General features: G+C 60.2%; 20 protein-coding genes. 11 read left to right on the top strand and 9 right to left on the bottom strand.

The genetic code is table 11. The annotated features are described in order from the left end of the window. Positions 1 to 48 precede the first annotated feature (48 nt). The 7 genes from pqqF (at position 49) to NTD86_RS05915 (ending at position 7,774) form a co-directional block, all read left to right on the top strand. Complete coding sequence (gene pqqF, locus NTD86_RS05945) at positions 49 to 2,487, top strand: pyrroloquinoline quinone biosynthesis protein PqqF (protein WP_262201228.1); 2,439 nt, start codon at positions 49 to 51, stop codon at positions 2,485 to 2,487. Between the two features lie 151 nt (positions 2,488 to 2,638). After that, positions 2,639 to 2,713, top strand: coding sequence for a pyrroloquinoline quinone precursor peptide PqqA (pqqA, locus tag NTD86_RS05940; RefSeq protein WP_003422658.1), 75 nt, complete (start codon positions 2,639 to 2,641; stop codon positions 2,711 to 2,713). A 97-nt stretch (positions 2,714 to 2,810) separates the two neighbouring features. Beyond that, positions 2,811 to 3,722: a pyrroloquinoline quinone biosynthesis protein PqqB gene (gene pqqB, locus NTD86_RS05935; protein WP_262201227.1), complete on the top strand. Its 912-nt coding sequence runs from the start codon at positions 2,811 to 2,813 to the stop codon at positions 3,720 to 3,722. Positions 3,723 to 3,813: 91 nt separating this feature from the next. Continuing rightward, positions 3,814 to 4,566, top strand: coding sequence for a pyrroloquinoline-quinone synthase PqqC (gene pqqC, locus NTD86_RS05930; protein ID WP_262201226.1), 753 nt, complete (start codon positions 3,814 to 3,816; stop codon positions 4,564 to 4,566). After that, entirely contained in the window at positions 4,563 to 4,838 is a 276-nt protein-coding gene (gene pqqD, locus NTD86_RS05925) for a pyrroloquinoline quinone biosynthesis peptide chaperone PqqD (protein WP_262201225.1), read from the top strand. The genes pqqC and pqqD overlap by 4 nt, the downstream gene beginning before the upstream one ends. Further along, a complete protein-coding gene (gene pqqE, locus NTD86_RS05920; protein ID WP_262201224.1) occupies positions 4,810 to 5,982 on the top strand; it encodes a pyrroloquinoline quinone biosynthesis protein PqqE in 1,173 nt (390 codons plus the stop codon). Before pqqD ends, pqqE begins: the two co-directional genes overlap by 29 nt. Next, positions 5,948 to 7,774: a S9 family peptidase gene (locus NTD86_RS05915; protein WP_262201223.1), complete on the top strand. Its 1,827-nt coding sequence runs from the start codon at positions 5,948 to 5,950 to the stop codon at positions 7,772 to 7,774. Before pqqE ends, NTD86_RS05915 begins: the two co-directional genes overlap by 35 nt. Before the next feature lie 68 nt (positions 7,775 to 7,842). Here NTD86_RS05915 and NTD86_RS05910 read toward each other — a convergent pair whose 3' ends face one another. Continuing rightward, a complete protein-coding gene (locus NTD86_RS05910) occupies positions 7,843 to 8,007 on the bottom strand; it encodes a YqaE/Pmp3 family membrane protein (RefSeq protein ID WP_262201222.1) in 165 nt (54 codons plus the stop codon). Between the two features lie 178 nt (positions 8,008 to 8,185). Beyond that, positions 8,186 to 9,469 carry an aspartate aminotransferase family protein gene (locus NTD86_RS05905; protein ID WP_262201221.1) on the bottom strand — a complete coding sequence of 428 codons (1,284 nt, stop codon included), beginning with the start codon at positions 9,467 to 9,469 and terminating at the stop codon, positions 8,186 to 8,188. Between the two features lie 228 nt (positions 9,470 to 9,697). On the opposite strand from NTD86_RS05905, the gene NTD86_RS05900 reads away from it, so the two are divergent. Next, entirely contained in the window at positions 9,698 to 10,600 is a 903-nt protein-coding gene (locus NTD86_RS05900) for a LysR family transcriptional regulator (protein ID WP_262201220.1), read from the top strand. A 411-nt stretch (positions 10,601 to 11,011) separates the two neighbouring features. On the opposite strand, the gene NTD86_RS05895 is transcribed toward NTD86_RS05900, so the two are convergent. The 7 genes from NTD86_RS05895 to bioB form a co-directional block, all read right to left on the bottom strand. Next, the gene (locus tag NTD86_RS05895; protein ID WP_262201219.1) at positions 11,012 to 12,790 is read right to left on the bottom strand and encodes an acyl-CoA dehydrogenase C-terminal domain-containing protein; all 1,779 of its coding nucleotides are present in this window, start codon (positions 12,788 to 12,790) and stop codon (positions 11,012 to 11,014) included. A 249-nt stretch (positions 12,791 to 13,039) separates the two neighbouring features. Then, positions 13,040 to 14,845: a phenylacyl-CoA dehydrogenase gene (locus tag NTD86_RS05890; RefSeq protein ID WP_262201218.1), complete on the bottom strand. Its 1,806-nt coding sequence runs from the start codon at positions 14,843 to 14,845 to the stop codon at positions 13,040 to 13,042. 240 nt (positions 14,846 to 15,085) lie between these two features. Next, complete coding sequence (bioD, locus tag NTD86_RS05885) at positions 15,086 to 15,766, bottom strand: dethiobiotin synthase (RefSeq protein ID WP_262201217.1); 681 nt, start codon at positions 15,764 to 15,766, stop codon at positions 15,086 to 15,088. Continuing rightward, positions 15,766 to 16,575 (bottom strand): malonyl-ACP O-methyltransferase BioC, encoded by an 810-nt coding sequence (gene bioC, locus NTD86_RS05880; RefSeq protein ID WP_262201216.1) that lies wholly within the window; start codon positions 16,573 to 16,575, stop codon positions 15,766 to 15,768. Before bioC ends, bioD begins: the two co-directional genes overlap by 1 nt. Continuing rightward, positions 16,568 to 17,299, bottom strand: coding sequence for an alpha/beta fold hydrolase (locus tag NTD86_RS05875; protein ID WP_262201215.1), 732 nt, complete (start codon positions 17,297 to 17,299; stop codon positions 16,568 to 16,570). The genes bioC and NTD86_RS05875 overlap by 8 nt, the downstream gene beginning before the upstream one ends. Next, positions 17,292 to 18,464: an 8-amino-7-oxononanoate synthase gene (gene bioF / locus NTD86_RS05870; RefSeq protein ID WP_262201214.1), complete on the bottom strand. Its 1,173-nt coding sequence runs from the start codon at positions 18,462 to 18,464 to the stop codon at positions 17,292 to 17,294. The genes NTD86_RS05875 and bioF overlap by 8 nt, the downstream gene beginning before the upstream one ends. Positions 18,465 to 18,571: 107 nt before the next feature. Then, entirely contained in the window at positions 18,572 to 19,627 is a 1,056-nt protein-coding gene (gene bioB / locus NTD86_RS05865; RefSeq protein WP_262201213.1) for a biotin synthase BioB, read from the bottom strand. An 88-nt stretch (positions 19,628 to 19,715) separates the two neighbouring features. Here bioB and NTD86_RS05860 point away from each other — a divergent pair, with 88 nt between their 5' ends. From NTD86_RS05860 to NTD86_RS05850, 3 genes are all read left to right on the top strand, one after another. Beyond that, a complete protein-coding gene (locus tag NTD86_RS05860; RefSeq protein ID WP_262201212.1) occupies positions 19,716 to 20,456 on the top strand; it encodes a ComF family protein in 741 nt (246 codons plus the stop codon). Positions 20,457 to 20,734: 278 nt separating this feature from the next. Next, positions 20,735 to 22,636 (top strand): PhoX family protein, encoded by a 1,902-nt coding sequence (locus NTD86_RS05855; protein ID WP_262201211.1) that lies wholly within the window; start codon positions 20,735 to 20,737, stop codon positions 22,634 to 22,636. A gap of 129 nt (positions 22,637 to 22,765) precedes the next feature. Further along, the gene (locus NTD86_RS05850; protein WP_262201209.1) at positions 22,766 to 23,740 is read left to right on the top strand and encodes a serine/threonine protein kinase; all 975 of its coding nucleotides are present in this window, start codon (positions 22,766 to 22,768) and stop codon (positions 23,738 to 23,740) included. Positions 23,741 to 23,803: the final 63 nt, after the last annotated feature.

Below are 23,803 nucleotides of genomic sequence, written 5' to 3'. Positions count from 1 at the left end.
TTAGCCGGAATCCGCTAGCATGTGGGCATCTCTGTTCCGGAAATGCCCATGTCTGCGCCGAACCACCCTCACGCCCAACGTTTGACCCTGCACAACGGTCTGACTCTTTCACTGCGCCAAGTGCCGCGCCTCAAGCGCTGCGCGGCTTTTATACGGGTGCACGCCGGCAGCCATGACGTGCCAGCCACATGGCCCGGGCTCGCGCACTTTCTGGAACACCTGTTCTTCCTCGGTACCGAACGCTTCCCGGCCAACGATAACCTGATGGCCTATGTACAGCGTCACGGTGGCCAGGTGAATGCCCGTACCAGCGAGCGCCATACCGACTTCTTTTTTGAACTGCCGGTCGCAGTTTTTGCAAGCGGTCTGGAACGTTTGTGCGACATGCTCGCTCATCCCCGCATGAATCTGGACGAGCAACTGCGCGAACGTGAAGTGCTGCACGCAGAATTTATCGCCTGGGCCCGTGAGCCTTCTGCCCAGCGCCAACTCAGCCTGTTTCAGCCTCTGAACCCGGCGCATCCGCTAAGGGCGTTTCATGCTGGGAATCGCTACAGCTTGCCGATTCCGCGCCCGGCTTTTCAGCAAGCCCTGTACGATTTCTACCGCGCGTTTTATCACGCGGCAAACATCAGCCTGAGCCTGGTCGGCCCGCTCCCCGAAGACGAGCTGCGCGCCATGGCCGAACGCTTTACAGCCCCCTTTGCAACCGGCCTGCCACGGGTTGAGACCCGCCCACCGGTGCTGCTGACGGACGGTGAAACCGTGTACCAATTGCTCGACGATCAGCGCCTGAGCCTAGTGTTTGCCTTCGAGCAATTACCTGAAGCATCGCACGCAGCACTGGACGTTATGGGCCACTGGCTCAATGCCGACAAACCCGGCAGCCTGATCACCCGGTTGCGTGAACAGCATCTGTGCAACAGCCTCAAAGCCCAAGTGCTGTATCACTTTGAACGCCAGGCACTGCTGCACATTGAGTTCAGCGCAGCAGAGCCGATTGCCCACAACGCCACATTAATCAGCGACACGTTCTACGACTGGCTGGCGTTCATGTGTGCGCAACACCACCAGCCCGCCTTGCACAACGAATACCTGTTACTGCAACAGCGTCAGTTGGACGTCAGCGGCGCACTGGAACTGGCTCGCCGTGATGTTGAGCAACACACACCCGGTTTGTCCGCTCAAGGTATACAAGCGCTGAGTACACTGCTGCAACAGATGCTACCCGCGACCCAGGCGGTGGCTGGCCACCCTTGGCAACTGCCAGCGCCCAACCCGTTTTTGGTGGAGCCCGAGAAGCCCACCAATGCCGGGTTGATCCGTGGCCAAACCAGCGCTCACCGTGGCCTGCGCACCTTTGCTCAAGATCGCTTGCGCAGCCGTCGCGACCATTCGGCCATGAGCTTTAGCGCTGACCTGCCAGCCTCTGGCCATGAGGCGGCGATTTACCTGCGTTGGCGCTTGCCCGCCAGCCCGACCGACAGACTGCTGCTCGTGCTGGACAACAGCCTGCGTGCGCTGCAACACGATGCCCGCCAGGCCGGAGTCGAGCTTTCGTGCAGTGCTGTCGGCACCGACTGGCTGCTGAAAATGCAGGGCTTTCACGCACCCATGCCGGCCATTCTGGAGCACACCTTACGAGCGCTTCATGCACCCGTGACAGAGTCCGGCACGCCACCTGCGCCACCGCTGATGCCGATCCGCCAGTTACTCAAGCGCCTCCCGCAATGCAGCCAACCCGCGAGCGAAGCCACCTTGAGCGACGCCCATCAGGCATGGGCGGCAGCGCGCTGGAACGGCCTGGCCATTGGCCTGCCGGCGGCCACGCAGGCCTTGATCGCGGCGGCCCTGAACAAGGCACCTGGCACGCCGGATGCTGACCTACCAGCCCCCGAACAGCCGACCCAACGGCGCTGGGTCACAGAACCCTGCGACTCCAGCGAACACGCCGTGCTGTTGTTTTGCCCGGCACCCGGCGGCGATCTGGCAGCCGAGGCCGCCTGGCGTCTGCTCGCGCAATTGGCGCAAACTCCGTTCTACCAACAACTGCGCGTGGAACAGCAATTGGGTTACGCCGTGTTCAGTGGCCTGCGCCAACTCAACGGGCAAACAGGGTTGCTGTTCGGCGTGCAATCGCCCCACGCCTGCGTGGCTGAAATCTTCGAACGCATCCGCACATTCCTGGCCCAATTGCCTGCACTGGTGGGCGCTTTAGATGAAACAACCTTCATTCAAATGCGAGACGCCGTCGCACAACAGTGCCTGCCCGAGTCATTAAGCGGGCCGCAAGCAAGCGAACTGCTGTGGCAAGGAAAAATGGGGGGCCACCCGTCGGACTACTTGAAAGCCCTCTACACCGCGCTTATAAGGCTGGATCCACGGTCTACACTGGAAGCGGCTCAGCAGATTAATCAGCCTGAGTGCGCGTGGCTGTGCCTTGCAACACAACCCGAAACTGAAACGTTTCTTCTCGGGAAAAGCTGATTTTTACTCACCATGTAAAGAGCTTTCTCCGACAATGACCGTTCAGCAACTGACATTTTTAGTAACATAGCCGCCAACGCTTTGGAACGACTCCCTCAAGAGCCGGACTAAGGTTGAGAAAGCCCCCATCAACCACTGAAGGAGACACACTATGTCGTGGACTAAACCTGCTTACACCGACCTGCGTATTGGCTTTGAAGTGACCATGTACTTCGCAAGCCGTTGATCTGTCGCGGCTCTTGGTTATCAAGAGTTGAGCAGAGCAACCCAACGCCTCGGCTCGCCGGGGCGTTTTTATTTTCAGATTTGCAAGAGAACACGCCATGTTTGTCCAGATTTTAGGTTCCGCCGCCGGCGGTGGTTTCCCGCAGTGGAACTGTAACTGCGTCAACTGCGCGGGTTTTCGCGATGGCAGCCTGAACGCCAAAGCGCGCACCCAATCTTCGATTGCGATCTCTGACGACGGCGTGAACTGGGTGTTGTGCAACACCTCGCCCGACATCCGCGCGCAACTCCAGAGCTTCGCGCCAATGCAACCGGGCCGGGCCCTGCGCGACACGGGGATCAGCGCAATCATCCTGATGGACAGCCAGATCGACCACACCACCGGCCTGCTGAGCCTGCGCGAAGGCTGCCCGCATGAGGTGTGGTGCACCGACATGGTCCACGAAGACCTGAGCACCGGCTTCCCGCTTTTCAACATGCTCAAACACTGGAACGGCGGCCTGAACTGGAACCGCATCGAGTTGCACGGCTCGTTCACCATCCCGGCCTGCCCGAACCTGCGTTTCAGCCCGCTGCCTCTGCGCAGTGCTGCGCCACCTTACTCGCCGCACCGCTTCGACCCGCATCCGGGCGACAACATCGGCCTGATCGTTGAAGACCTGCGCACCGGCGGCAAGCTGTTCTACGCGCCCGGCCTGGGCAAGGTCGATGCACCGCTGCTCGAGATCATGGCCAGCAGCGACTGCCTGCTGGTGGACGGCACGCTGTGGGACGACGATGAGATGCAACGCCGTGGTGTGGGCACCCGCACGGGCCGCGAAATGGGGCATCTGGCTCAAAACGGTCCCGGCGGCATGCTCGAGGTGCTGGAACAATTACCCGAGCAGCGCAAGGTGCTGATCCACATCAACAACACCAACCCGATCCTGGACGAAGACTCCGCCGAGCGCGCCGAACTGGCCCGCCGGGGGGTCGAAGTGGCCTTTGACGGCATGAGCATCGAGCTGTAACCCACCCAAAACCTGTAGGAGCGAGCTTTTGAACGATCAAAAGATCGCAAGGCAAGCTCGCTCCTACAGAGGTTCACCTTCTGGAGGCACCATGACTCAAGCCCCACTTTCCACTGCCGAGTTCGAAGCCGCGCTGCGGGCCAAAGGCGCGTATTACCACATCTTTCACCCGTATCAGGTAGCGATGTACGAAGGCCGCGCGACCCGCGAACAGATTCAAGGCTGGGTCGCCAACCGCTTCTACTACCAGGTCAACATCCCGCTAAAAGACGCCGCTATCCTGGCCAACTGCCCGGACCGTGAAGTGCGCCGCGAGTGGATCCAGCGCCTGCTTGACCACGACGGTGCCCCCGGTGAAGACGGCGGTATCGAAGCCTGGTTGCGCCTGGGCCAAGCGGTTGGCCTGGACCCGGATCAACTGCGCTCACAAGAGCTGGTGCTGCCCGGCGTACGCTTTGCAGTCGACGCCTACGTCAACTTTGCCCGCCGCGCCACGTGGGAAGAAGCCGCCAGCAGTTCGTTGACCGAGATGTTTGCGCCGCAAATCCACCAATCGCGCCTGGACAGCTGGCCGCAGCATTACCCGTGGATCGACCCGGCCGGTTATGAGTATTTCCGCACCCGCCTAGGCCAGGCCCGCCGTGACGTGGAACACGGGCTGGCGATCACCCTGCAGCACTACACCACCTACCAAGGCCAGCAGCGCATGCTTGAAATTCTCCAGTTCAAATTGGACATTTTGTGGAGCATGCTCGATGCCATGACCATGGCTTACGAACTGGACCGCCCGCCTTATCACAGCGTGACCGACCAACGTGTCTGGCACAAAGGAATCGCTCTATGAGTTTTGATCGCAGCAAAATCCCGACCTGGCGCCAAGGCTATCGCTTCCAGTACGAACCCGCGCAAAAAGGCCACGTGCTGCTCTACCCCGAAGGCATGATCAAACTCAACGAGAGTGCGGCCTTGATCGGTGGCCTGATAGACGGCCAGCGCGATGTCGCCGCCATTATTGATGTACTGGACGCGCAGTTCCCCGGCGTGCCGGAGCTGGGCGATGACATCGAGCAATTTATGGAGGTTGCGCGTGCACAGCACTGGATCGAACTTGTCTGAGCCAGCACTGGCGCTGCCGCCCAAGCCGGAAGTCGGCCTGCCCTTGTGGCTGCTGGCCGAACTGACTTACCGCTGCCCGTTGCAATGCCCGTATTGCTCCAACCCGCTGGACTTTGCCGAGCAAGGCAAAGAGCTGAGCACCGAGCAATGGATCAAGGTGTTTCGCGAATCGCGGGAGATGGGTGCAGCGCAGCTGGGTTTTTCCGGCGGCGAGCCGCTGGTGCGTCAAGACTTGGCCGAATTGATCGGCGAGGCCCGCAAACTGGGCTTCTACACCAACCTGATTACCTCCGGCATTGGCCTTACCGAGCAGAAGATCAGCGACTTCAAAAAAGCCGGGCTGGACCATATCCAGATCAGCTTCCAGGCCAGCGACGAACAAGTGAACAACCTCTTGGCCGGCTCGAAAAAAGCCTTCGCACAAAAGCTTGCAATGGCCCGCGCCGTCAAAGCCCATGGCTACCCGATGGTGCTGAACTTCGTCACCCATCGGCACAACATCGACAAGATCGACCGCATCATCGAACTGTGCATCGCCCTGGAGGCCGACTTCGTCGAACTGGCGACCTGTCAGTTTTATGGCTGGGCGCAGCTCAACCGGGTTGGCCTGCTACCGACTAAAGAGCAACTGGTGCGCGCCGAGCGCATCACCAACCAATACCGCGCCAAGCTCGAAGCAGAAGGCCACCCCTGCAAACTGATTTTCGTAACGCCGGACTATTACGAAGAGCGGCCAAAAGCCTGCATGAATGGCTGGGGCAGCCTCTTCCTGACCGTCACCCCGGACGGCACCGCCTTGCCGTGCCACGGGGCACGACAAATGCCGGTCGCGTTCCCCAACGTGCGTGACCACAGCCTGCAACACATCTGGTACGACTCGTTCGGCTTCAATCGTTATCGAGGCTATGACTGGATGCCCGAGCCCTGCCGCTCGTGCGACGAGAAAGAAAAGGACTTCGGCGGCTGCCGTTGCCAAGCCTTTATGCTCACCGGGGATGCCAGCAATGCAGACCCGGTGTGCAGTAAATCGCCGCAACACGACCTGATTCTCAAGGCGCGCGAAGAAGCCGAGCACGCCACCCAGACCATCGAACAATTGGCCTTCCGAAATGAACGAAACTCACGCCTCATCGCTAAAGGCTGAACCTTTCAGCGCCGCGCTCGCCGTTGCCGCCGGTGTCGATTTTGCAGAACTGCGGGTCGGCCCCCACGGTTTGTTCTGGAACGAATACCGCCCACAAGAAGGCGCGTGCCGCATCTGGCATTGGCGTGACGGCCAGGCCCAGCGCCTGACCCCCGCCACCTTCAGCGTGAGCAGCCGCGTGTATGAATACGGCGGCGGCTCTTTTTGCCTCAGCGATGACGGCGTGGTGTTCGTCAACGAGACCGATCAACAACTGTACAAACAGGCGCTGGACGGCAGCCAACCCCAAGCGCTGACTCAAGGCACCTGCCGCTACGGCGATGTGCAGTTCGCCCACGGCCAGGTACTGGCGGTCGAAGAAAACGCTGATCAGCACCGTTTGGTCAGCATCGACTGGCAGACCCAGGAACGTCAGGTACTGGCAGAAGGCGCCGACTTCTACGCCGCCCCGACGCTCAGCCCAAACGGCCAGCGCCTGGCCTGGGTTGAATGGAGCCGCCCGCATCAACCCTGGACCTCAACCCGCCTGATGCTCGCCGAAGGCCACACCCAGGGCCAGTGGAACCCTGCGCATTGCCTTGCCGGGGACCTGAGCGAAGAGTCTCTGCAACAGCCGCGCTTTGACGAGCACAACCGCCTGTATTGCCTGACTGACCGCGGCGGTTTCTGGCAGCCGTGGTCCGAGTCGGGCGAAGGCCTGGTGCCCGCGCAAAGCGCCGCGGCCGACCACGCTCCGGCGCCATGGCAACTGGGCGGGCGGACCTGGCTGCCGCTGGGCGAGCAATCTTATCTGGCAACCTGGACCGAAGCTGGCTTCGGGCGCCTGGGCATTCACGCGGCTGACGGCAGCGTCGATGACTTCACCGGCGACTACAGCCGTTTTCGCTCCTTGGCACTGGAAGATGAGCACCTTTACTGCATCGCTGCGTCACCCGTCAGCCCCTCGGCGATCCTGCGCATTCGTCGCAGTGACAAGCACGTCAGCGTGTTGGCCGGCGGCGTGGCGCCGTTGCCCACCGAACACATCAGCCGCCCGCAGACGTTGCGCTACCCGTCGGGCAACGGCCAAGCCCATGGCTTTTTCTACCCAGCGATGCACGGCGAGGTCAAACCGCCACTGGTGGTGTTCATCCATGGCGGCCCGACCTCGGCCTGTTACCCGATGCTCGATCCACGTATCCAGTACTGGACCCAACGCGGCTTCGCCGTGGCCGATCTCAACTACCGCGGCAGCACTGGCTATGGCCGTGACTACCGGCAGGCCTTGCACCTCAAATGGGGCGAAGTCGACGTTGAAGATGCCTGTGCAGTCGTCAGCTATCTGGCCGAGCAAGGTTTGATTGACGGAGAAAAAGCCTTTATTCGCGGCGGCAGCGCGGGCGGCTACACCACCCTGTGCGCCCTGGCGTTCAAAAATGTGTTCCGTGCGGGCGCCAGCCTGTATGGCGTCAGCGACCCGATTGCCCTGGCACGGGCCACTCACAAGTTTGAAGGTGACTACCTGGACTGGCTGATTGGCGACCCGCAGCACGATGCTGAGCGCTACGCGGCACGCACGCCATTACTGCACGCCGATCAAATCCGCGTGCCGGTGATTTTCTTTCAAGGTGAACTGGACGCTGTGGTTGTGCCGCAGCAAACCCGCGACATGCTCAAGGCCCTGGAAGACAACGGCATCCCTGCCAAGGCGTACTACTACCCCGAAGAACGCCACGGCTTTCGTAAAGCCAGCAATCAGGCGCACGCGCTTGAGCAGGAATGGTTGTTCTACAGCGAGTTGCTAAACCAATGACACGTTTTCTTTCTGTAGGAGCAAGCTCGTCTCGCGATCTTTTGAAAGCTCGCTCCTACAGAAGGCCATTAATTTGAACGCCGGGCGATGATATACACCGCGTGCACGATCCCCGGAATGTAGCCGCACAGGGTCAGCAGGATGTTCAGCCAAAAGGCACCGCCAAAACCCACCTGCATGAACACGCCCAATGGCGGCAACAAAATGGCAAAGATGATTTTTAGTAATTCCATACACTTAGCTCCTTATTGTTAACTGGATCACACTTTTCCAACCTTAATCGATTCAGCTTGCCAAGAAAAGGTTCTGCGCAGATTTTTCCCCAGACAAAAAAAAACGCCCCGCGCCGAACGAAACAGGCACAGGGCGACGCGGTACACCGCGAGACGGTTCTTTAATGCGCAGTGCGTATCAGACGGCAACACCCCGACGGCATTGCAGTTGCGCTGTGCGCACGCGGGCAAAAGCCCGGGCCAGACGCAGCAACATCTCGTCGATATTGCCTTTACTGACGCACAGCGCCGGCGTAAAGCGCAGGCAGTCAGGTTGCGGGGCGCTGATCAGCAGGCCTTCGTATAACGCGGCCTTCACCACCTCAGCGGCAGAGTTATCCGACAGCGTCAGGCCCCAGAACAAACCCTGACCGCGTAACTCACCCTGTGCATAACTATTGGCCAGTCGCCCCAGCCCTTCACGCAGGTACTGGCCAGCCTCACGAACGTGCTTCAGAAAATCTTTTTCCAGGACCGTGTCGAGCACGGCTACCCCGGCCTCTGTCATCAACGCGTTGCCATGGTGGGTGCCGCCCAACTCGCCCGGCTCCAGGCAGCAAGCCTTGCCCCGCGCCAACAACGCCGCCAAGGGCACACCGCCACCCAGGCCTTTGCCGAGAGTGACGATGTCGGCGCGAACACCGTAGTTCTGCTCTGCCAGCAATGTCCCGCAGCGGCCCATGCCGGTCTGGACTTCATCCAGAATCAGCAAAATGCCCAGCTCGCGGCACAGACGCTCCACACCCTTGAGGTAATGCTCGGTCGCCGGGATCACGCCCGCGTCGCTTTGCACCGGTTCCAGCATGATGGCCACAGTCTGTGCATCCACCGCCGCATGCAGCGCAGGCAAATCATTGAACGGCACGTTGATAAAGCCCGGCAGTTGCGGCTCAAAGCGATTATCAAAGGTGCCAGTGCCCGAAGCGGACATCGCGCCAAAGCTGCGACCGTGACAACTGCGCGTCGCAGTAATGATCCGATGGGCGCCATTGCGGTGCAGTTGGCCCCACTTGCGCGCCAGCTTGATCGCCCCTTCGTTGGCCTCGGCCCCGGTGTTTAAAAAATGCACCTGATCGCTGCCGGTGTTTTCACACAGGCGCTCGGCCAGAGTCAGCATGGCGCGGTTGAAAAAGCCTGCGCCAGGGTTCAGCAATGACTGGGCTTGGTCAGCCAAGGCCTTGACCAGCACCGCCGGGCTGTGGCCCAGGCTGTTGACTCCGCCGCCTTGAGTGAAGTCCAGATAGGCGCGGCTATCGCTGTCCCACATCCAGGAGCCCTGGCCACGCACGAACACCTGCGCCGGGCGTTCAACGCTGGGCATCAGATAACGACGGGACTCGGGGTTGCTGGTGTGCGCTGGCAAAGACTCAGCCACCAGTTGATCAAGATTGGCGTGGGGGCGACGCAAGTTAAACAAATTCATGCACGCAGGCCTTGTGTTCATAAGCAGATTCGATTTGCAACCGCCCCGGCACGGCCCGGGCGCTAAAACCTCTGATGGGTTTTTAGCCTTGCCTATGTAAATGAGCGCTCCACAGGGGCTGTTTATCTCGCGTATTTACTCGATACCCCCAATGGAACGGGCGTAGACTAGGCGCCCACGGGCCTTTGAGCTATTTCGTTTTTTAAGCATTTTCGATAAGTAATACTTATGGATTTCAAGCAACTGCGTTATTTCGTCGCGGTGTACGAAGAAGGCCATGTGGGCCGTGCTGCCGAGCGCCTGTCGATCTCCCAACCGGCGCTGTCACAACAGATCCGACAGCTCGAACACAACCTGGACGTGACCCTCTTCGAGCGCAGCAGCAAGCGGCTGTTGCCCACCCTGGCGGCCCACACGTTGTACAACCACGCATTGCCGCTGCTCGATGGCTTGCAGCGCGCCAAAGAATCGCTGCGTAACTTCCAAGGGCACGCGCTGCGCACCATTGCCATCGGCGTGCTGCAAACCGTGCACACCAGTCTCGTGCCGCAAATGCTTGAGCGCGTGCGCCAGGCCCAACCGCACCTGGTGGTACAGATTTACGAACTCACAGGGATGGAAATCGAACGACGCTTGCTCAATGGATCACTCGACATCGGCATCAGCTACCTGCCGCCTCGCCAGCCGGGGTTGCATGGCACGCCGCTGTACGAAGATGAACTGCAACTGGTGATCCCGGCGGATCATCCCTTGCGGGAATTCAAGAAGGTGTCACTGACTCAGGCCGCCGAGTTGCCGATGTTGCTGCTGGGGGAGGAGTTTCAGGTGCGCCAGATCTGGCAGACCCAACTGGCGAGCCTGGGACGTCGCCCCCACGTGCAGGCCGAGCTGAACACCATGGCCGGGATTCTCGACAGCTTGCTGCATGCCAAGTTGGCGACGGTGCTACCGGGGCGCTCGCGCCATGAGAATGACCATCAGGCCCTGCTCTGGAAACCCCTGAGCGAACCCCGCGTGCCGCTGAAAGTTGGCCTGGTGTGCCGCGATGTCCAGCGCCAGCAAGCCACCTTGGAGCTATTGCGCAGCTTGCTGGAAGACGTGATGCACCACGAAGACACGCCGATCTCATAAGGCGCCGCAAGCGGATTTCGTAGCCGCAGACGAGCCTGCGAGGCTGCGTCCGATGGCGAGGCGATCGTAAAGACCCAGTGAAGATCAAATTGACACACCGCAGTACTGGGTTTAACGACTGCTGCGCAGCCTCACAGGCTCGTCAGCTGCTACGCGTAATGCACGCGCCGAAGATATGCATTAATTTTTTTGCGCAGAAAAAAGAAAACCCCGCCTAAGCGGGGCTTTACAGACTGTTTCCCTGACATCCTTTTCTCTCCACCATCCTGGCGGAATCCTACGTGTCCGTGTTGTTGCTTTGAGCTTCCTGCTCTACGTCCTTGAAAGCTAGATTACCCATCGAGCCCAATTGGCGATATGGGCGATTGTCAGCACGTAATGTAAGTAAATGCTTACAACGTACTAAACACCTTAAAAGTGTGCTTCATCCAGCAAATACAGCGACTCGCTGCCCGCCTTGACCGAGTCGCTCAACGAATGGATGCGTGGCAGCAAACGTGCGAAATAGAAGCGTGCAGTGCCCACCTTGCTGGCATAAAAAGCATCATCGGCCACTTTGCCCAACGCTGCCCGGGCCATCAGTGCCCACATGTACGCATACGCCGTGTAACCAAAAACCTGCAGGTACTCGACCGACGCGGCGCCAATTTCATTCGGGTTGTGTTGCGAGCGATCCAGCACCCAGGCGGTCAATTCATCAAGGTTATCCAGTGCCGCCGCCAGGGGCTGGGTGAACTCGTTTAGCGCATCCGACGCCGAGGCGATGAACTGGCGAATCTCGTCAGCAAACTCACGGTAGTCAGCCCCGCGATTGCCCACGATCTTGCGCCCCATCAGGTCCAGCGCCTGAATACCGTTGGTGCCTTCGTAGATCTGAGTGATGCGCACATCACGCACCAACTGCTCCTGGCCCCACTCGCGAATGTACCCATGGCCACCAAACACCTGCTGGCCGTGAACCGTGGTTTCCAGCCCCAGGTCAGTCAGGAAGGCCTTGGCCACTGGCGTCAACAAGGCCACCAGCCCATCAGCCCGTGTACGCGCGGCCGGGTCTTCGCTGAACTTGGCAATGTCGAGCTGGTTGGCCACATAGGTAGAGAACGCACGCCCGCCTTCGTTGGCCGCTTTCATGGTCAGCAACATGCGACGCACGTCGGCGTGAACGATGATCGGGTCGGCCACTTTGTCCTTGGCCTGAGCACCGGTAGCCGCACGCCCTTGCAGGCGATCACGGGCATATTCCACAGCGTTCTGGTACGAACGTTCGCCAGAGGCCAGGCCCTGGATACCGACGCCCAGACGCTCGTAGTTCATCATGGTGAACATTGCCGCCAAGCCACGGTTAGGCTCACCCACCAGATAGCCAACGGCTTCATCGAAGTTCATCACACACGTGGACGACGCCTTGATGCCCATTTTGTGTTCAATCGAGCCGCAGAACACCGGGTTGCGCTCGCCCAGGCTACCATCGGCATTGACCAGCACTTTGGGCACCAGAAACAGCGAGATACCTTTAGGCCCGGCCGGTGCGTCCGGCAGTTTGGCCAGTACCAGGTGGATGATGTTTTCAGTCAGGTCGTGCTCGCCGCCGGTGATGAAAATCTTGGTCCCGGTGACTTTGTAAGAACCGTCGGCCTGCGGCTCGGCCTTGGTGCGGATGATCCCAAGGTCGGTGCCGGCATGCGGCTCGGTCAGGCACATGGAGCCGGCCCATTGGCCCGAGTACATGTTCGGCAAGTAAGTAGCTTTGAGTTCTTCACTGGCGTGGGCATTGATCGATACGCAGGCGCCTGCAGTCAGCATCGGATAGAGGCCAAACGCCAGACTTGAAGAGTTGATCATTTCCTCAACTTGCGCCGACACCGCCTTGGGCATGCCCATGCCACCGAACTCAGGGTTACCGCCTACACCCACCCAGCCACCTTCGGCGTAGGTTTTATAGGCATCGACGAAACCAGCGGGGGTGGTGACCACCGTGTCATTCCAGTGGCAGCCTTCTTCATCGGCACTGCGGCTCAATGGGGCGACGCTTTTAGCGGTGACTTTGCCCGCTTCTTCCAGAATGGCCTCGACCGTTTCAGCATCGACGGACTCTGCCAACGCAGGCAGTTGCGCCCAGAGAGAAGCAACCTCGAACACTTCATTGAGGACGAAGCGCATATCACGCAGGGGCGCTTTGTAATCAGCCATGGCAAACCTCGTAATCTGTAAACGACGATTAATGTGCGAACCAGTCTAGCTTAACGACGAGAGCGATACATAGGGTCAAGCTGTGACCAATACATACATACTGGTCACAATATTTTGTAGGAGCCAACTCGTCTCGCGATCTTGTGATCTTTAAAAAGACCGCAAGGCAAGCTCGCCCCTGCAGATTTAAAACCAAAAAAGCCGCTTTCCCGAAGGAAAAGCGGCTTTTCAGAGGTGACTCACCGGGTTTTAGTAGCCCAGATCGAAGTCTTCTTCTTTCATGTCCATCAGGTTGGAAGCACCCGACAACATGGCCGCAACGTGAGTGCGGGTACGCGGCAACAGGCGCTGGAAGTAGAAGCGCGCAGTTTGCAGCTTGGCTTTGTAGAAGGCTTCTTCAGAGGTGCCTTCTGCCAGCTTCTCAGCCGCCAGACGCGCCATGTCAGCCCAGAAGTACGCCAGGCAGGCATAACCGGAATACATCAGGTAGTCGACCGAGGCCGCACCCACTTCTTCACGGTCTTTCATGGCCGCCATACCGACCTTCATGGTCAGCTCGCCCCACTCTTTGTTCAGCGCAGCCAATGGCGCGACGAACTCTTTGACCGCTTCGTTGCCTTCGTTGGCCTGGCAGAACTTGTGGACGATCTTGGTGAAGCCCTTGAGCGCTTCGCCTTGAGTCATCAGCACTTTACGGCCCAGCAGGTCGAGTGCCTGAATACCGGTGGTGCCTTCGTACAGCATCGAGATACGGCTGTCGCGAACGTTCTGCTCCATGCCCCACTCAGCGATAAAACCGTGGCCACCGTAGATTTGTACGCCGTGGTTGGCTGCTTCAAAACCGACTTCAGTCATGAAGGCCTTGGCAATCGGAGTCATGAAGGCCAGCAGGGCGTCGGCTTTCTTTTTCTCTTCTTCATCAACGCCGTATTTCACGATGTCGACTTGCTTGGCGGTGAAGTACACCATGGCGCGGTTGCCTTCAGCGAACGCCTTGGTGGTCAGCAGCATGCGACGCACGTCCGGGTGAACGATGATCGGATCAGCCGGTTTTTCAGGGGCTTTAGGGCCAGTCAGCGAACGCATTTGCAGACGGTCACGCGCATATTTCAAGCCGCCCTGGAAGGCGATTTCAGCGTGGGACAGACCTTGCAATGCAGTACCCAGACGCGCGGTGTTCATAAAGGTGAACATGCAATTCAGGCCTTTGTTCGGCGGACCGATCAAGAAGCCCGTGGCGCCGTCAAAGTTCATCACGCAGGTGGCGTTGCCGTGGATGCCCATTTTGTGCTCGATCGAGCCACAGGACACGGCGTTGCGCTCACCCAAGGTGCCATCGGCGTTGGCCTTGAACTTGGGCACGATGAACAGCGAGATACCTTTGGTGCCAGCCGGTGCATCCGGCAGGCGGGCCAGAACGATGTGGACGATGTTGTCGGCCATGTCGTGTTCACCGGCCGAGATGAAGATCTTGGTGCCGGAAATCTTGTACGAACCATCAGCCTGAGGTTCAGCCTTGGTGCGCAGCAGGCCCAGGTCGGTACCGCAGTGCGATTCGGTCAGGCACATGGTGCCGGTCCACTCGCCGGTAACCAGCTTGGTCAGGTAGGTGTTTTGCTGCTCAGGAGTGCCGTGCTCGGAGATGGTGTTCATCGCACCGTGCGACAAGCCTGGGTACATGCCCCACGACCAGTTGGCAGCGCCGACCATTTCGCTCACGGCCAGGCCCAGAGACTCAGGCAGGCCCTGGCCGCCGTGGTCGACGTCGTGAGCCAGGCTTGGCCAGCCACCTTCAACGAATTGTTTGTAGGCTTCTTTAAAGCCCGTCGGTGTTTTAACCCCGGACTCGCTCCAGGTACAGCCTTCGGTGTCACCCACGCGGTTCAGCGGTGCCAGCACCTGCTCGCAAAACTTGGCGCCTTCTTCAAGAATGGCGTTAACCATATCTGGAGTAGCGTCCTGGCAAGCCGGCAGGCTCTGATAGTGCGCTTCGTAACCGAGCAGTTCGTCACGAACGAAGCGAATATCACGCAAGGGGGCCTTGTAATCAGGCATAGCGATAAACCTCTGCTGATGAATCCGGGGATGAACAACCGCGTAGATTTGTTATAGCGGTCAAACAGGTGTTTGAAACATACGTTTACGCCCATTTGTTGTCAAGCAGCGCGAAGCCTCCGTTCGTCTTGGTACGAACAGATCACAGAGAGTAGAAGTGTCATCGAATCCTGTAGGAACGAGCTTGCCGCGCGATCTTTTGATCTTTAAAAGATCGCGAGGCAAGCCCGCAGCTAGGGCTCAGTCCAGCAGATCCAGTTGCAAGTGCTCTGCCACCGCTTGCGCCGAGGCGGTCTTGAGTTTTGGCACGCGGCCCAGGCACGGCGCCGGGAGACGTTCTGCCAAGGTGGCGAGGTTTTCTTCAAGACGCGAATTTTTTGGGCCAATGATGTTGGCCACCCAGCCCGCCAGTTGCAGGCCATCACGGGCGATGGCTTCGGCGGTCAACAGGGCATGGCTGATGCACCCCAGGCGCACGCCTACCACCAGAATCACCGGCAGATCGAGCGCCTGAGCCAGATCCGACAAGTTGTCCTGGCCCGACAATGGGACACGCCAGCCGCCCGCCCCTTCAATCAGGGTGAAATCCGCCTGTAGGGCCAGAATATGGCGCATGGGTTCCAGCAAGGAGTGCACATTCACCACCACGCCGACTTCCCGGGCAGCAATGTGCGGGGCAATTGCCGGCTCAAAAGCCACCGGATTGACCTCCTCATAGCTCAACACCACAGAACTCTCGGCCATCAGCGCCAGCGCGTCGGCATTGCGCAAGCCGTGTGGCGTGATCTCGCAACCGGAAGCCACCGGCTTGCCCGCGGCGGTGCTCAAGCCGGCTTCACGGGCGGCATGCAACAAACCGGCGGCAATCGTGGTTTTACCCACATCGGTGTCGGTTCCCGTAATGAAATACGCTGGGCTCATCACGTTTTCTCCAAGATGCCGTAGACCACCTGATACGTCGCCGGTAGCCCTTTAGGCTGACGATAATGCTCATACGCACTGACCAACGCCTGTAGCCGTGCTCTGCCGGTCAACCCCGCAGGGCGACCCGGGTTCAGATTGTGCGCACCCAATGATTTCAGTTCATGGGTCAGTTGGCGTAATTGCGCGTAGTACAGCACATGTGGCTGGCTCTGCACGTTGAGCACACGCAAAGGGCTGTCGGCGCACAACTGCTGATACGTGCCCAATTCACGAAAGCGATTCACATGGACTTGCCCGTCCACCGCTCGCCAACTGTCGCGTAACTCGCTCAACGTGCCAACGCACAAGCTGGCGAACGCCAGTATGCCGCCGGGCTTGAGTACGCGATGGGCTTCACTGAGCACCCGCTCAAAATCACTGCACCACTGTAACGCCAGGCTGGAAAAAATCAGCTCGCAGCTCTCTGATTGCAGCGGCAGGCTTTCAGCATCGCCCGCAATAAAATGCTGCGCGCCTCCAAAGGGGCGGGCGAATGCCAGCATGCCCTGAGCGATGTCCAGCGCCAGCCCTTCACTGTGGGGAAATTGCTGCGCCAAGGCCCGGCTGAAATAGCCCGTTCCGCTACCCAGGTCCAGCCAGCGTTGCGGCGCCAGATCGGCTGGCAAACGCGCCAGCAATGCTTGCCCGACGTCACGTTGCAGCTCGGCCACGCTGTCGTAACTGGCCGCCGCACGCGAAAACGACACCGCCACCTGACGCTTGTCCGGCAGGTGGCCTGCCAACGTTGCCACACTTAGATCAGTCATCGTCCAGCTCATGTAAAAAAGCCTGGATCGCGGCCGCCAGTTCGTGGGGCGCTTCCAGTAAAAAGGCATGACAGGCCTGTTCAATCAGACCCACTTCAACATCGGGCAACAACGCCAGCAACGCTTCGGCCGCCGCCACAGGCACCAGCCCATCCGCACCGGCAAACAGGTGCAGTTGCGGCCCGTTGAATGCTTGCAAGGCGGGGCGTACATCCAGTTGGCCCAACAATTCCAGCCCGGCCAGCAAGGGTGCCGGCTGCGCTTTGGGTGCCGCACCCATGAGCAATTGCGCCATGCCTCGCGGGTCCGTCGCGCCTTGGCTACAGAGCAGGCCAAAGCGTTTTAAGGTGCTGTGCGGCGCTTCGGCGAAGCCTGAGATAAACGCCTCGAAGGTGGCGTTGGGCATCGCCGTTGGCCAGTCCTCACGGCAAACAAAACTCGGGTTGCTGGCTAACGTGACCAAACCACAGCAGCGATCGCCCCGGCGCGCCGCCAGCTCACTGGCGAGCATCCCGCCGAGCGACCAGCCGCCCAACCAGACGTTGTCGGGCAGGTTGGCATCCAGTTCGTCGAGCCAGTCCTCCAGCTGTGCAGACTCCAGCACCGGCAGCGGTTCGATCTCGACCCGTAAATGCTCATCCAGGCCGCGCAAGGCTGCGGCCAAAGGTTCCAGCGGGGAAATCCCCAAGCCCCAGCCGGGCAGCAAAATCAGACGATCACGCATGGTCGGGCTCCAGCTTTCGCCAACAGTCATCCAGTGCATTTAACAATAGCTGCACCTGTGCCTCTGTGTGGGCCGCCGACAAGGTCACGCGCAAACGCGCACTGCCTGCCGGCACCGTCGGCGGACGGATCGCTGTCACCAGCAAACCACGCTCGCGCAACATCGCTGACAAACGCAACGCCCGGCCACTGTCGCCGATCACAATCGGCTGGATGGGGGTAAAGCTGTCCATCAACTGCAAACCGATCTGTTCTGCGCCCTGACGAAACTGGCGAATCAGGTTGTTCAGGTGTTCACGGCGCCAGTGCTCGCTGCGCAGCAAATCCAGGCTTTTAAGGGTGGCGCAGGCCAGGGCCGGGGGCTGGCTGGTGGTGTAGATATACGGCCGGGCGAACTGGATCAGGCTTTCGATCAACGCTTCACTGCCCGCCACAAATGCACCGCTGGTGCCAAAGGCCTTGCCCAGCGTGCCGATCAGCACCGGCACATCGTCCACACTCAAACCAAAATGCTCGGCCACGCCGCCACCGTTGGCACCCAGCGGGCCAAACCCGTGGGCATCGTCGACCATCAGCCAGGCGCCTTTGGCGCGGGCTTCGCGAGCCAACGCGGGCAGATCGGCCACATCACCATCCATGCTGAACACGCCATCGGTCACCACTAGCGTATTGCCGCAGGCTTTCTCCAGCCGCTTGGCCAGACTGGCCACGTCGTTGTGCAAATAGCGGTTGAAGCGCGCGCCGCTGAGCAAACCGGCGTCCAGTAACGAAGCGTGGTTGAGACGGTCTTCGAGCACCGTATCGCCCTGCCCGACCAGAGCCGTGACCGCCCCCAGATTAGCCATGTAGCCATTGCTGAACAGCAGCGCCCGCGGGCGACCGGTGAACGCCGCCAGTGCTTCTTCCAGCGCGTGATGCGGGGTGCTGTGGCCGATGACCAAATGTGATGCGCCGCCACCCACGCCCCAGCGCGATGCACCGGCCTGCCAGGCTTCGATCACCAGCGGGTGGTTGGCCAGGCCCAGGTAGTCGTTATTGCAAAAGGCCAATAACGGCTGGCCGTCGACCACCACTTGCGGCCCTTGCGGGCTCTCAAGCAATGGTCGTTGACGGTAAAGATTGTCGGCACGACGCGCGGCCAGACGGGCGCTCAAATCGAAAGACATGCTGGCCTCGAAAAAGGATTGCACAAGACCTGCAGGAGCCAGCTCACCTGGCGAGCTTTTGATCGTTAAAAGATCGCGAGGCGAGCTGGCTTCTACAGTTAAGAGGCTTAAACCGCAGCGTTGTAGAACTGCTCGCTGGATTTTTGCTCGATCAGCGCTTGCTCAATCGCCGCCTGATGCACCTCATCGGCGTGTTCTTCACCGGCTTCGGGCAAGATGCCCAGGCGCGCGAACAGCTGCATGTCTTTGTCCGCCTGAGGGTTGGCGGTGGTCAGCAATTTGTCGCCGTAGAAAATCGAGTTGGCCCCGGCAAAGAACGCCAGCGCCTGCATTTGATCGTTCATGGCTTCACGCCCGGCCGACAGGCGGACATGGCTTTGCGGCATCATGATGCGCGCCACAGCCAGCATGCGGATAAAGTCGAACGGATCTACGTCATCGGCGTTGGCCAGCGGCGTGCCCGCCACCTTCACCAGCATGTTGATCGGCACCGACTCCGGGTGCTCGGGCAAGTTGGCCAGTTGGATCAACAGATTGGCGCGGTCATCCAGCGACTCGCCCATGCCCAGGATCCCGCCGGAGCAGATCTTCATTCCCGCATCGCGCACGTAACTCAAGGTTTGCAGGCGCTCGCTGTAAGTGCGGGTGGTGATGATGCTGGTATAGAAGTCAGGCGAGGTATCGAGGTTGTGGTTGTAATAATCCAGCCCCGCGTGCGCCAGTGCCGCCGTTTGCTCCTGATCGAGCTTGCCCAGGGTCATGCAGGTTTCCAGGCCCATGGCCTTCACACCTTTGACCATCTCCAGCACATAGGGCATGTCTTTGGCAGACGGGTGTTTCCAGGCCGCGCCCATGCAAAAACGCGTCGAACCGATGGCCTTGGCCCGAGCGGCTTCTTCAAGCACCGCCTGCACCTGCATCAACTTCTCTTTTTCCAGGCCAGTGTTGTAGTGGCCGGACTGCGGACAATATTTGCAATCTTCCGGGCAGGCCCCGGTTTTGATCGAAAGCAGCGTTGAAACCTGGACCCGATTAGCGTCGAAATGCGCGCGATGAACGGTCTGCGCCTGGAAAAGCAGGTCATTGAACGGCTGGACAAACAACGCACGAACTTCGGCTAAAGACCAATCATGTCGCAAGTTGGCAAGGGTGCTGGCGCTCATCGGCGATTCTCTTGTTTATGCTTTGACTTGAACCTGAAGCCACCGCCTCAGGCACTGCACGGATGCGCGATATGTTTGGGGATGTGACATGAGTTGTCAACCACGCTTAGCAACACTGGTTGACAAGTGGTTATTAATTAACCAGACCTGCTTGCTGTGCGACGAGCGTTCAGATACCCCGCTGCCACTGTGCGCGGCCTGTGAGCTCGAACTGCCTTGGCTGGGGGACAGTTGTCAGCGCTGCGCCTTGCCGCTGCCGATGGCCGGGCTCACCTGCGGTCTGTGCATCAAGCGACCGCCAGCCTACGAATCGGTGCACGCGCCATGGGTCTACGGCTTTCCCATCGACACGCTGATCATCCGTTTCAAGCACAACAGCAAGTGGCCTTATGGCCGCTTAATGGCCGATATTCTTGGCCAATCACTGCATGATCGCTTCAGCACAGGCGACCCCAAGCCGGACTTCCTGCTGCCGGTACCCCTGTCTCTAAAACGCTTGCGCCAGCGCGGCTACAACCAGGCGGCCATGCTGGCTGACTGGCTCAGCCGCGATCTGGGTATTCCGTGTCGCGACCAGTGGCTGCTGCGCCCCCAGGACACCGCCGCGCAACAAGCGCTCGACGCCAAGACCCGCAAACGCAACTTGCTGCACGCCTTCGCTCTGGCCCCGGACGTCCAAGTCCGCGGCCTGCATCTGGCGCTGGTGGACGATGTGCTGACCACCGGCGCCACCGCGCAAAGCCTCGCCCGCCTGTTGCGCCAGGCCGGGGCACGTCAGGTGGATGTGTATTGCCTGGCGCGCACGCCCAAGCCGGATGGGCCATCCTGATGAACCGCAACACCTCGTAACACTCCAGTTGAACGACGGCAGCGCGGTCAACGTGCCCTTCGCGCCGACGCGGGTGCGGCTCGTGCTAACGCTTTAAACCAGCGCCCTCACCTCAACCTGCTGCCGGCGAGAGGGCGAGCTGATTGGCGTTGTTTTTGAATTCGCGTGCGGTCAGGCCCCTCTCCCTTCAGGGGAGGGTCAGGGCGAGGGCTTTTTGCAACACCGCTGTCATAAACGCTGCTTAAGGTTGCGCAAAAACCAAAGAGAGCCTGCGCGCCATGAACCTGTTAGAAGAACAACAAGCCACTGACCTTGAGCAGATCGTCGGCCTGAGTCGACGGGGGTTTATCGGCGCCGGCGCCTTGTGCGGTGCCGCCCTGTTTTTAGGTGGCAACCTGCTGAGCCGCAGCGCCCTGGCCGCCAGCGTCAGCTCAGCCTCCAGCCCTTTGTTGGGGTTTACCGGCATCAGCGCGGCCACCGGCGACACCCTCAGCCTGCCACCCGGCTACCGTGCCTCGGTCCTGATCAGTTGGGGCCAGCCCTTGCACGCAGGCGGCCCGGCCTTTGACCCCAGCGGCAATGGCAGCGCCGACGCCCAGCAAGTGCAGTTCGGCGACAACAATGATGGCATGAGCCTGTTCGCCTTCCCCGATGACCCCAACCGCGCCCTGCTGGCGATCAACAACGAATACACCAACTACCGGTACCTCTACCCGCACGGCGGCCTGCCTACCTCTGCCGAAGAAGTGCGCAAGGCCCAGGCCAGCGAAGGCGTGTCGGTGATCGAAGTGCAGCGCAAAGGCGATGGCTGGCAGTTTGTGCAAGACTCGCCGTTCAACCGGCGCATTCACGGCAACACCCCGATCCGCCTCAGCGGCCCGGCCGAAGGGCATGCGTTGTTGCGCACTCAAGCCGACACCCACGGCAGCCGTGTGCTGGGCACTTTCCAGAACTGCGCCAACGGCAAGACACCGTGGGGCACCTACCTGACCTGCGAAGAAAACTTCACTGACTGCTTCGGCAGTTCCGACCCCAGGCAAACCTTCGACACCGCGCAAAAACGCTACGGTGTCACAGCCGCCAGCCGTGAGATCGACTGGCACCTGCATGACCTGCGCTTCGACCTGGCGGTCAACCCCAACGAGCTCAACCGTCATGGCTGGGTGGTCGAGATCGACCCGTTCGATCCACAGTCGATACCCGTCAAACGCACGGCCTTGGGCCGTTTCAAGCATGAGAACGCGGCTCTGGCGCAAACCCGTGACGGCCGTGCGGTGGTGTACATGGGTGACGACGAGCGCGGGGAGTTCATTTACAAGTTCATCAGCCGCGACAAGATTGACCTCCAAAACCCCAAGTCCAATCGTGACCTGCTGGACCACGGCACGCTGTATGTGGCGCGGTTCGATGCGGGCGACAACAACCCCGACCGCCCCAAAGGCCAGGGCCAATGGGTCGAGTTGAGCCACGGCAAGAACGGCATCAATCAAACCAATGGTTTTGCCAATCAGGCCGAAGTGCTGATCCACGCGCGGCTCGCGGGCAGCGTGGTCAATGCCACGCGCATGGACCGCCCGGAGTGGATCGTGGTCAGCCCCAAAGACGGCCAGGTCTATTGCACCCTGACCAACAACGTCAAACGCGGCGAAGACGGACAGCCCGCTGGCGGCCCCAACCCGCGCGAAAAAAACGTCTACGGGCAGATCCTGCGCTGGAAGGCCCACAACGGTGACCACGGCGCAGACAGCTTCGACTGGGAACTCTTCGTCGTGGCCGGCAACCCGGTGCTTCACCCCGATCAGGCCAAAGGCGGATCGGCCAACATCACCCCGCAGAACATGTTCAACAGCCCCGATGGCCTTGGCTTTGACGACGCCGGGCGCTTGTGGATCCTGACCGACGGCGACTACAGCAACAGCGGCGACTTCGCGGGCATGGGCAATAACCAGATGCTCTGCGCAGACCCCGACAGCGGTGAGATCCGTCGCTTCATGGTCGGGCCGGTCGGCTGCGAAGTGACCGGCATCAGCTTCTCGCCAGACCAGAAAACTCTGTTCGTCGGCATCCAGCACCCCGGCGAAAACGGCGGCTCGACCTTCCCCGAGCACCTGCCCAACGGCAAGCCGCGCTCCTCGGTCATGGCCATCAGCCGCGAAGACGGCGGCATCGTCGGCGCGTAGCGATGGGCCCGTACTGCTCGCGATCTTTTGATCTTTTAAAAGATCGCGAGGCAAGCTCGCTCCTACAGGTGCCAGTCTGCGTTAACATGCTTGGCCGGACGCGGCAGCCAGCTGCGCGCAGGAGTCAGTATGTCTCATCCGTTCACAGCACTTACCCCTGACCTGGTGCTCGACGCCGTCGAAAGCATCGACTTGCTGAGCGATGCCCGCGTGCTCGCCCTCAACAGCTACGAAAACCGCGTGTACCAAGTGGGTATCGAAGGCTCGCAGCCACTGATCGCCAAGTTCTATCGCCCGCAACGCTGGACCAACGACGCCATCCTCGAAGAACACCAGTTCACCTTTGAATTGGCCGACTGCGAAGTGCCGGTGGTGGCGCCGATCATTCACAACGGCCAAAGCCTGTTCGAGCACCAGGGCTTTCGCTTCGCCCTGTTTCCGCGCCGTGGTGGGCGTGCGCCTGAGCCGGGCAATCTCGACCAGCTCTACCGCCTGGGCCAACTGCTCGGGCGCCTGCATGCGGTGGGCGCCACCCAGCCCTTTGAACACCGCGAAGCCTTGGGCGTGAAGAACTTCGGCCATGACTCGCTGAACACCCTGCTCGAAGGCAACTTCATCCCGCGCAGCCTGTTACCGGCGTACGAGTCGGTGGCGCGCGACCTGCTCAAGCGGGTCGAAGACGTCTACGCCGCCACCCCGCACAGCAACATCCGCATGCACGGCGACTGCCACCCCGGCAACATGATGTGCCGCGACGAGGTGTTCCACATCGTCGATCTCGACGACTGCCGCATGGGCCCTGCGGTACAAGACCTGTGGATGATGCTGGCCGGTGATCGCCAGGAATGCCTGGGGCAACTGTCTGAGTTGATGGACGGCTACAGCGAGTTCCATGACTTCAACCCGCGCGAACTGGCTTTGATCGAGCCGCTGCGCGCCTTGCGCCTGATGCACTACAGCGCCTGGCTGGCCCGGCGCTGGGACGACCCGGCCTTCCCGCACAGCTTTCCGTGGTTTGGCAGCGAGCGGTATTGGGGCGACCAGGTGCTGGCATTGCGCGAACAGCTCGCAGCCCTGAATGAAGAACCGCTGAAACTGTTTTAAAGTGATGCCCTTTGTACAAGCGAGCTTGCCTCACGATCTTTTGATCTTTTAAAAAGATCGCGA

The organism is Pseudomonas sp. 7P_10.2_Bac1, assembly GCF_025465935.1.
Lineage (GTDB): Bacteria > Pseudomonadota > Gammaproteobacteria > Pseudomonadales > Pseudomonadaceae > Aquipseudomonas.
The sequence above is the reverse complement of the archived record's forward strand: the minus strand, read 5'-3'. Positions and strand labels throughout refer to the sequence as shown.

Excerpts from the sequence above, each read along its gene's own strand:
- pqqF (WP_262201228.1), top strand. The coding sequence starts at position 49 with ATGTCTGCGCCGAACCACCCTCACGCCCAACGTTTGACCCTGCACAAC.
- pqqB (WP_262201227.1), top strand. The coding sequence starts at position 2,811 with ATGTTTGTCCAGATTTTAGGTTCCGCCGCCGGCGGTGGTTTCCCGCAG.
- pqqC (WP_262201226.1), top strand. The coding sequence starts at position 3,814 with ATGACTCAAGCCCCACTTTCCACTGCCGAGTTCGAAGCCGCGCTGCGG.
- pqqD (WP_262201225.1), top strand. The coding sequence starts at position 4,563 with ATGAGTTTTGATCGCAGCAAAATCCCGACCTGGCGCCAAGGCTATCGC.
- NTD86_RS05915 (WP_262201223.1), top strand. The coding sequence starts at position 5,948 with ATGAACGAAACTCACGCCTCATCGCTAAAGGCTGAACCTTTCAGCGCC.
- NTD86_RS05910 (WP_262201222.1), bottom strand. The coding sequence starts at position 8,007 with ATGGAATTACTAAAAATCATCTTTGCCATTTTGTTGCCGCCATTGGGC.
- NTD86_RS05905 (WP_262201221.1), bottom strand. The coding sequence starts at position 9,469 with ATGAATTTGTTTAACTTGCGTCGCCCCCACGCCAATCTTGATCAACTG.
- NTD86_RS05900 (WP_262201220.1), top strand. The coding sequence starts at position 9,698 with ATGGATTTCAAGCAACTGCGTTATTTCGTCGCGGTGTACGAAGAAGGC.
- NTD86_RS05895 (WP_262201219.1), bottom strand. The coding sequence starts at position 12,790 with ATGGCTGATTACAAAGCGCCCCTGCGTGATATGCGCTTCGTCCTCAAT.
- NTD86_RS05890 (WP_262201218.1), bottom strand. The coding sequence starts at position 14,845 with ATGCCTGATTACAAGGCCCCCTTGCGTGATATTCGCTTCGTTCGTGAC.
- bioD (WP_262201217.1), bottom strand. The coding sequence starts at position 15,766 with ATGAGCCCAGCGTATTTCATTACGGGAACCGACACCGATGTGGGTAAA.
- bioC (WP_262201216.1), bottom strand. The coding sequence starts at position 16,575 with ATGACTGATCTAAGTGTGGCAACGTTGGCAGGCCACCTGCCGGACAAG.
- NTD86_RS05875 (WP_262201215.1), bottom strand. The coding sequence starts at position 17,299 with ATGCGTGATCGTCTGATTTTGCTGCCCGGCTGGGGCTTGGGGATTTCC.
- bioF (WP_262201214.1), bottom strand. The coding sequence starts at position 18,464 with ATGTCTTTCGATTTGAGCGCCCGTCTGGCCGCGCGTCGTGCCGACAAT.
- bioB (WP_262201213.1), bottom strand. The coding sequence starts at position 19,627 with ATGAGCGCCAGCACCCTTGCCAACTTGCGACATGATTGGTCTTTAGCC.
- NTD86_RS05860 (WP_262201212.1), top strand. The coding sequence starts at position 19,716 with ATGAGTTGTCAACCACGCTTAGCAACACTGGTTGACAAGTGGTTATTA.
- NTD86_RS05855 (WP_262201211.1), top strand. The coding sequence starts at position 20,735 with ATGAACCTGTTAGAAGAACAACAAGCCACTGACCTTGAGCAGATCGTC.
- NTD86_RS05850 (WP_262201209.1), top strand. The coding sequence starts at position 22,766 with ATGTCTCATCCGTTCACAGCACTTACCCCTGACCTGGTGCTCGACGCC.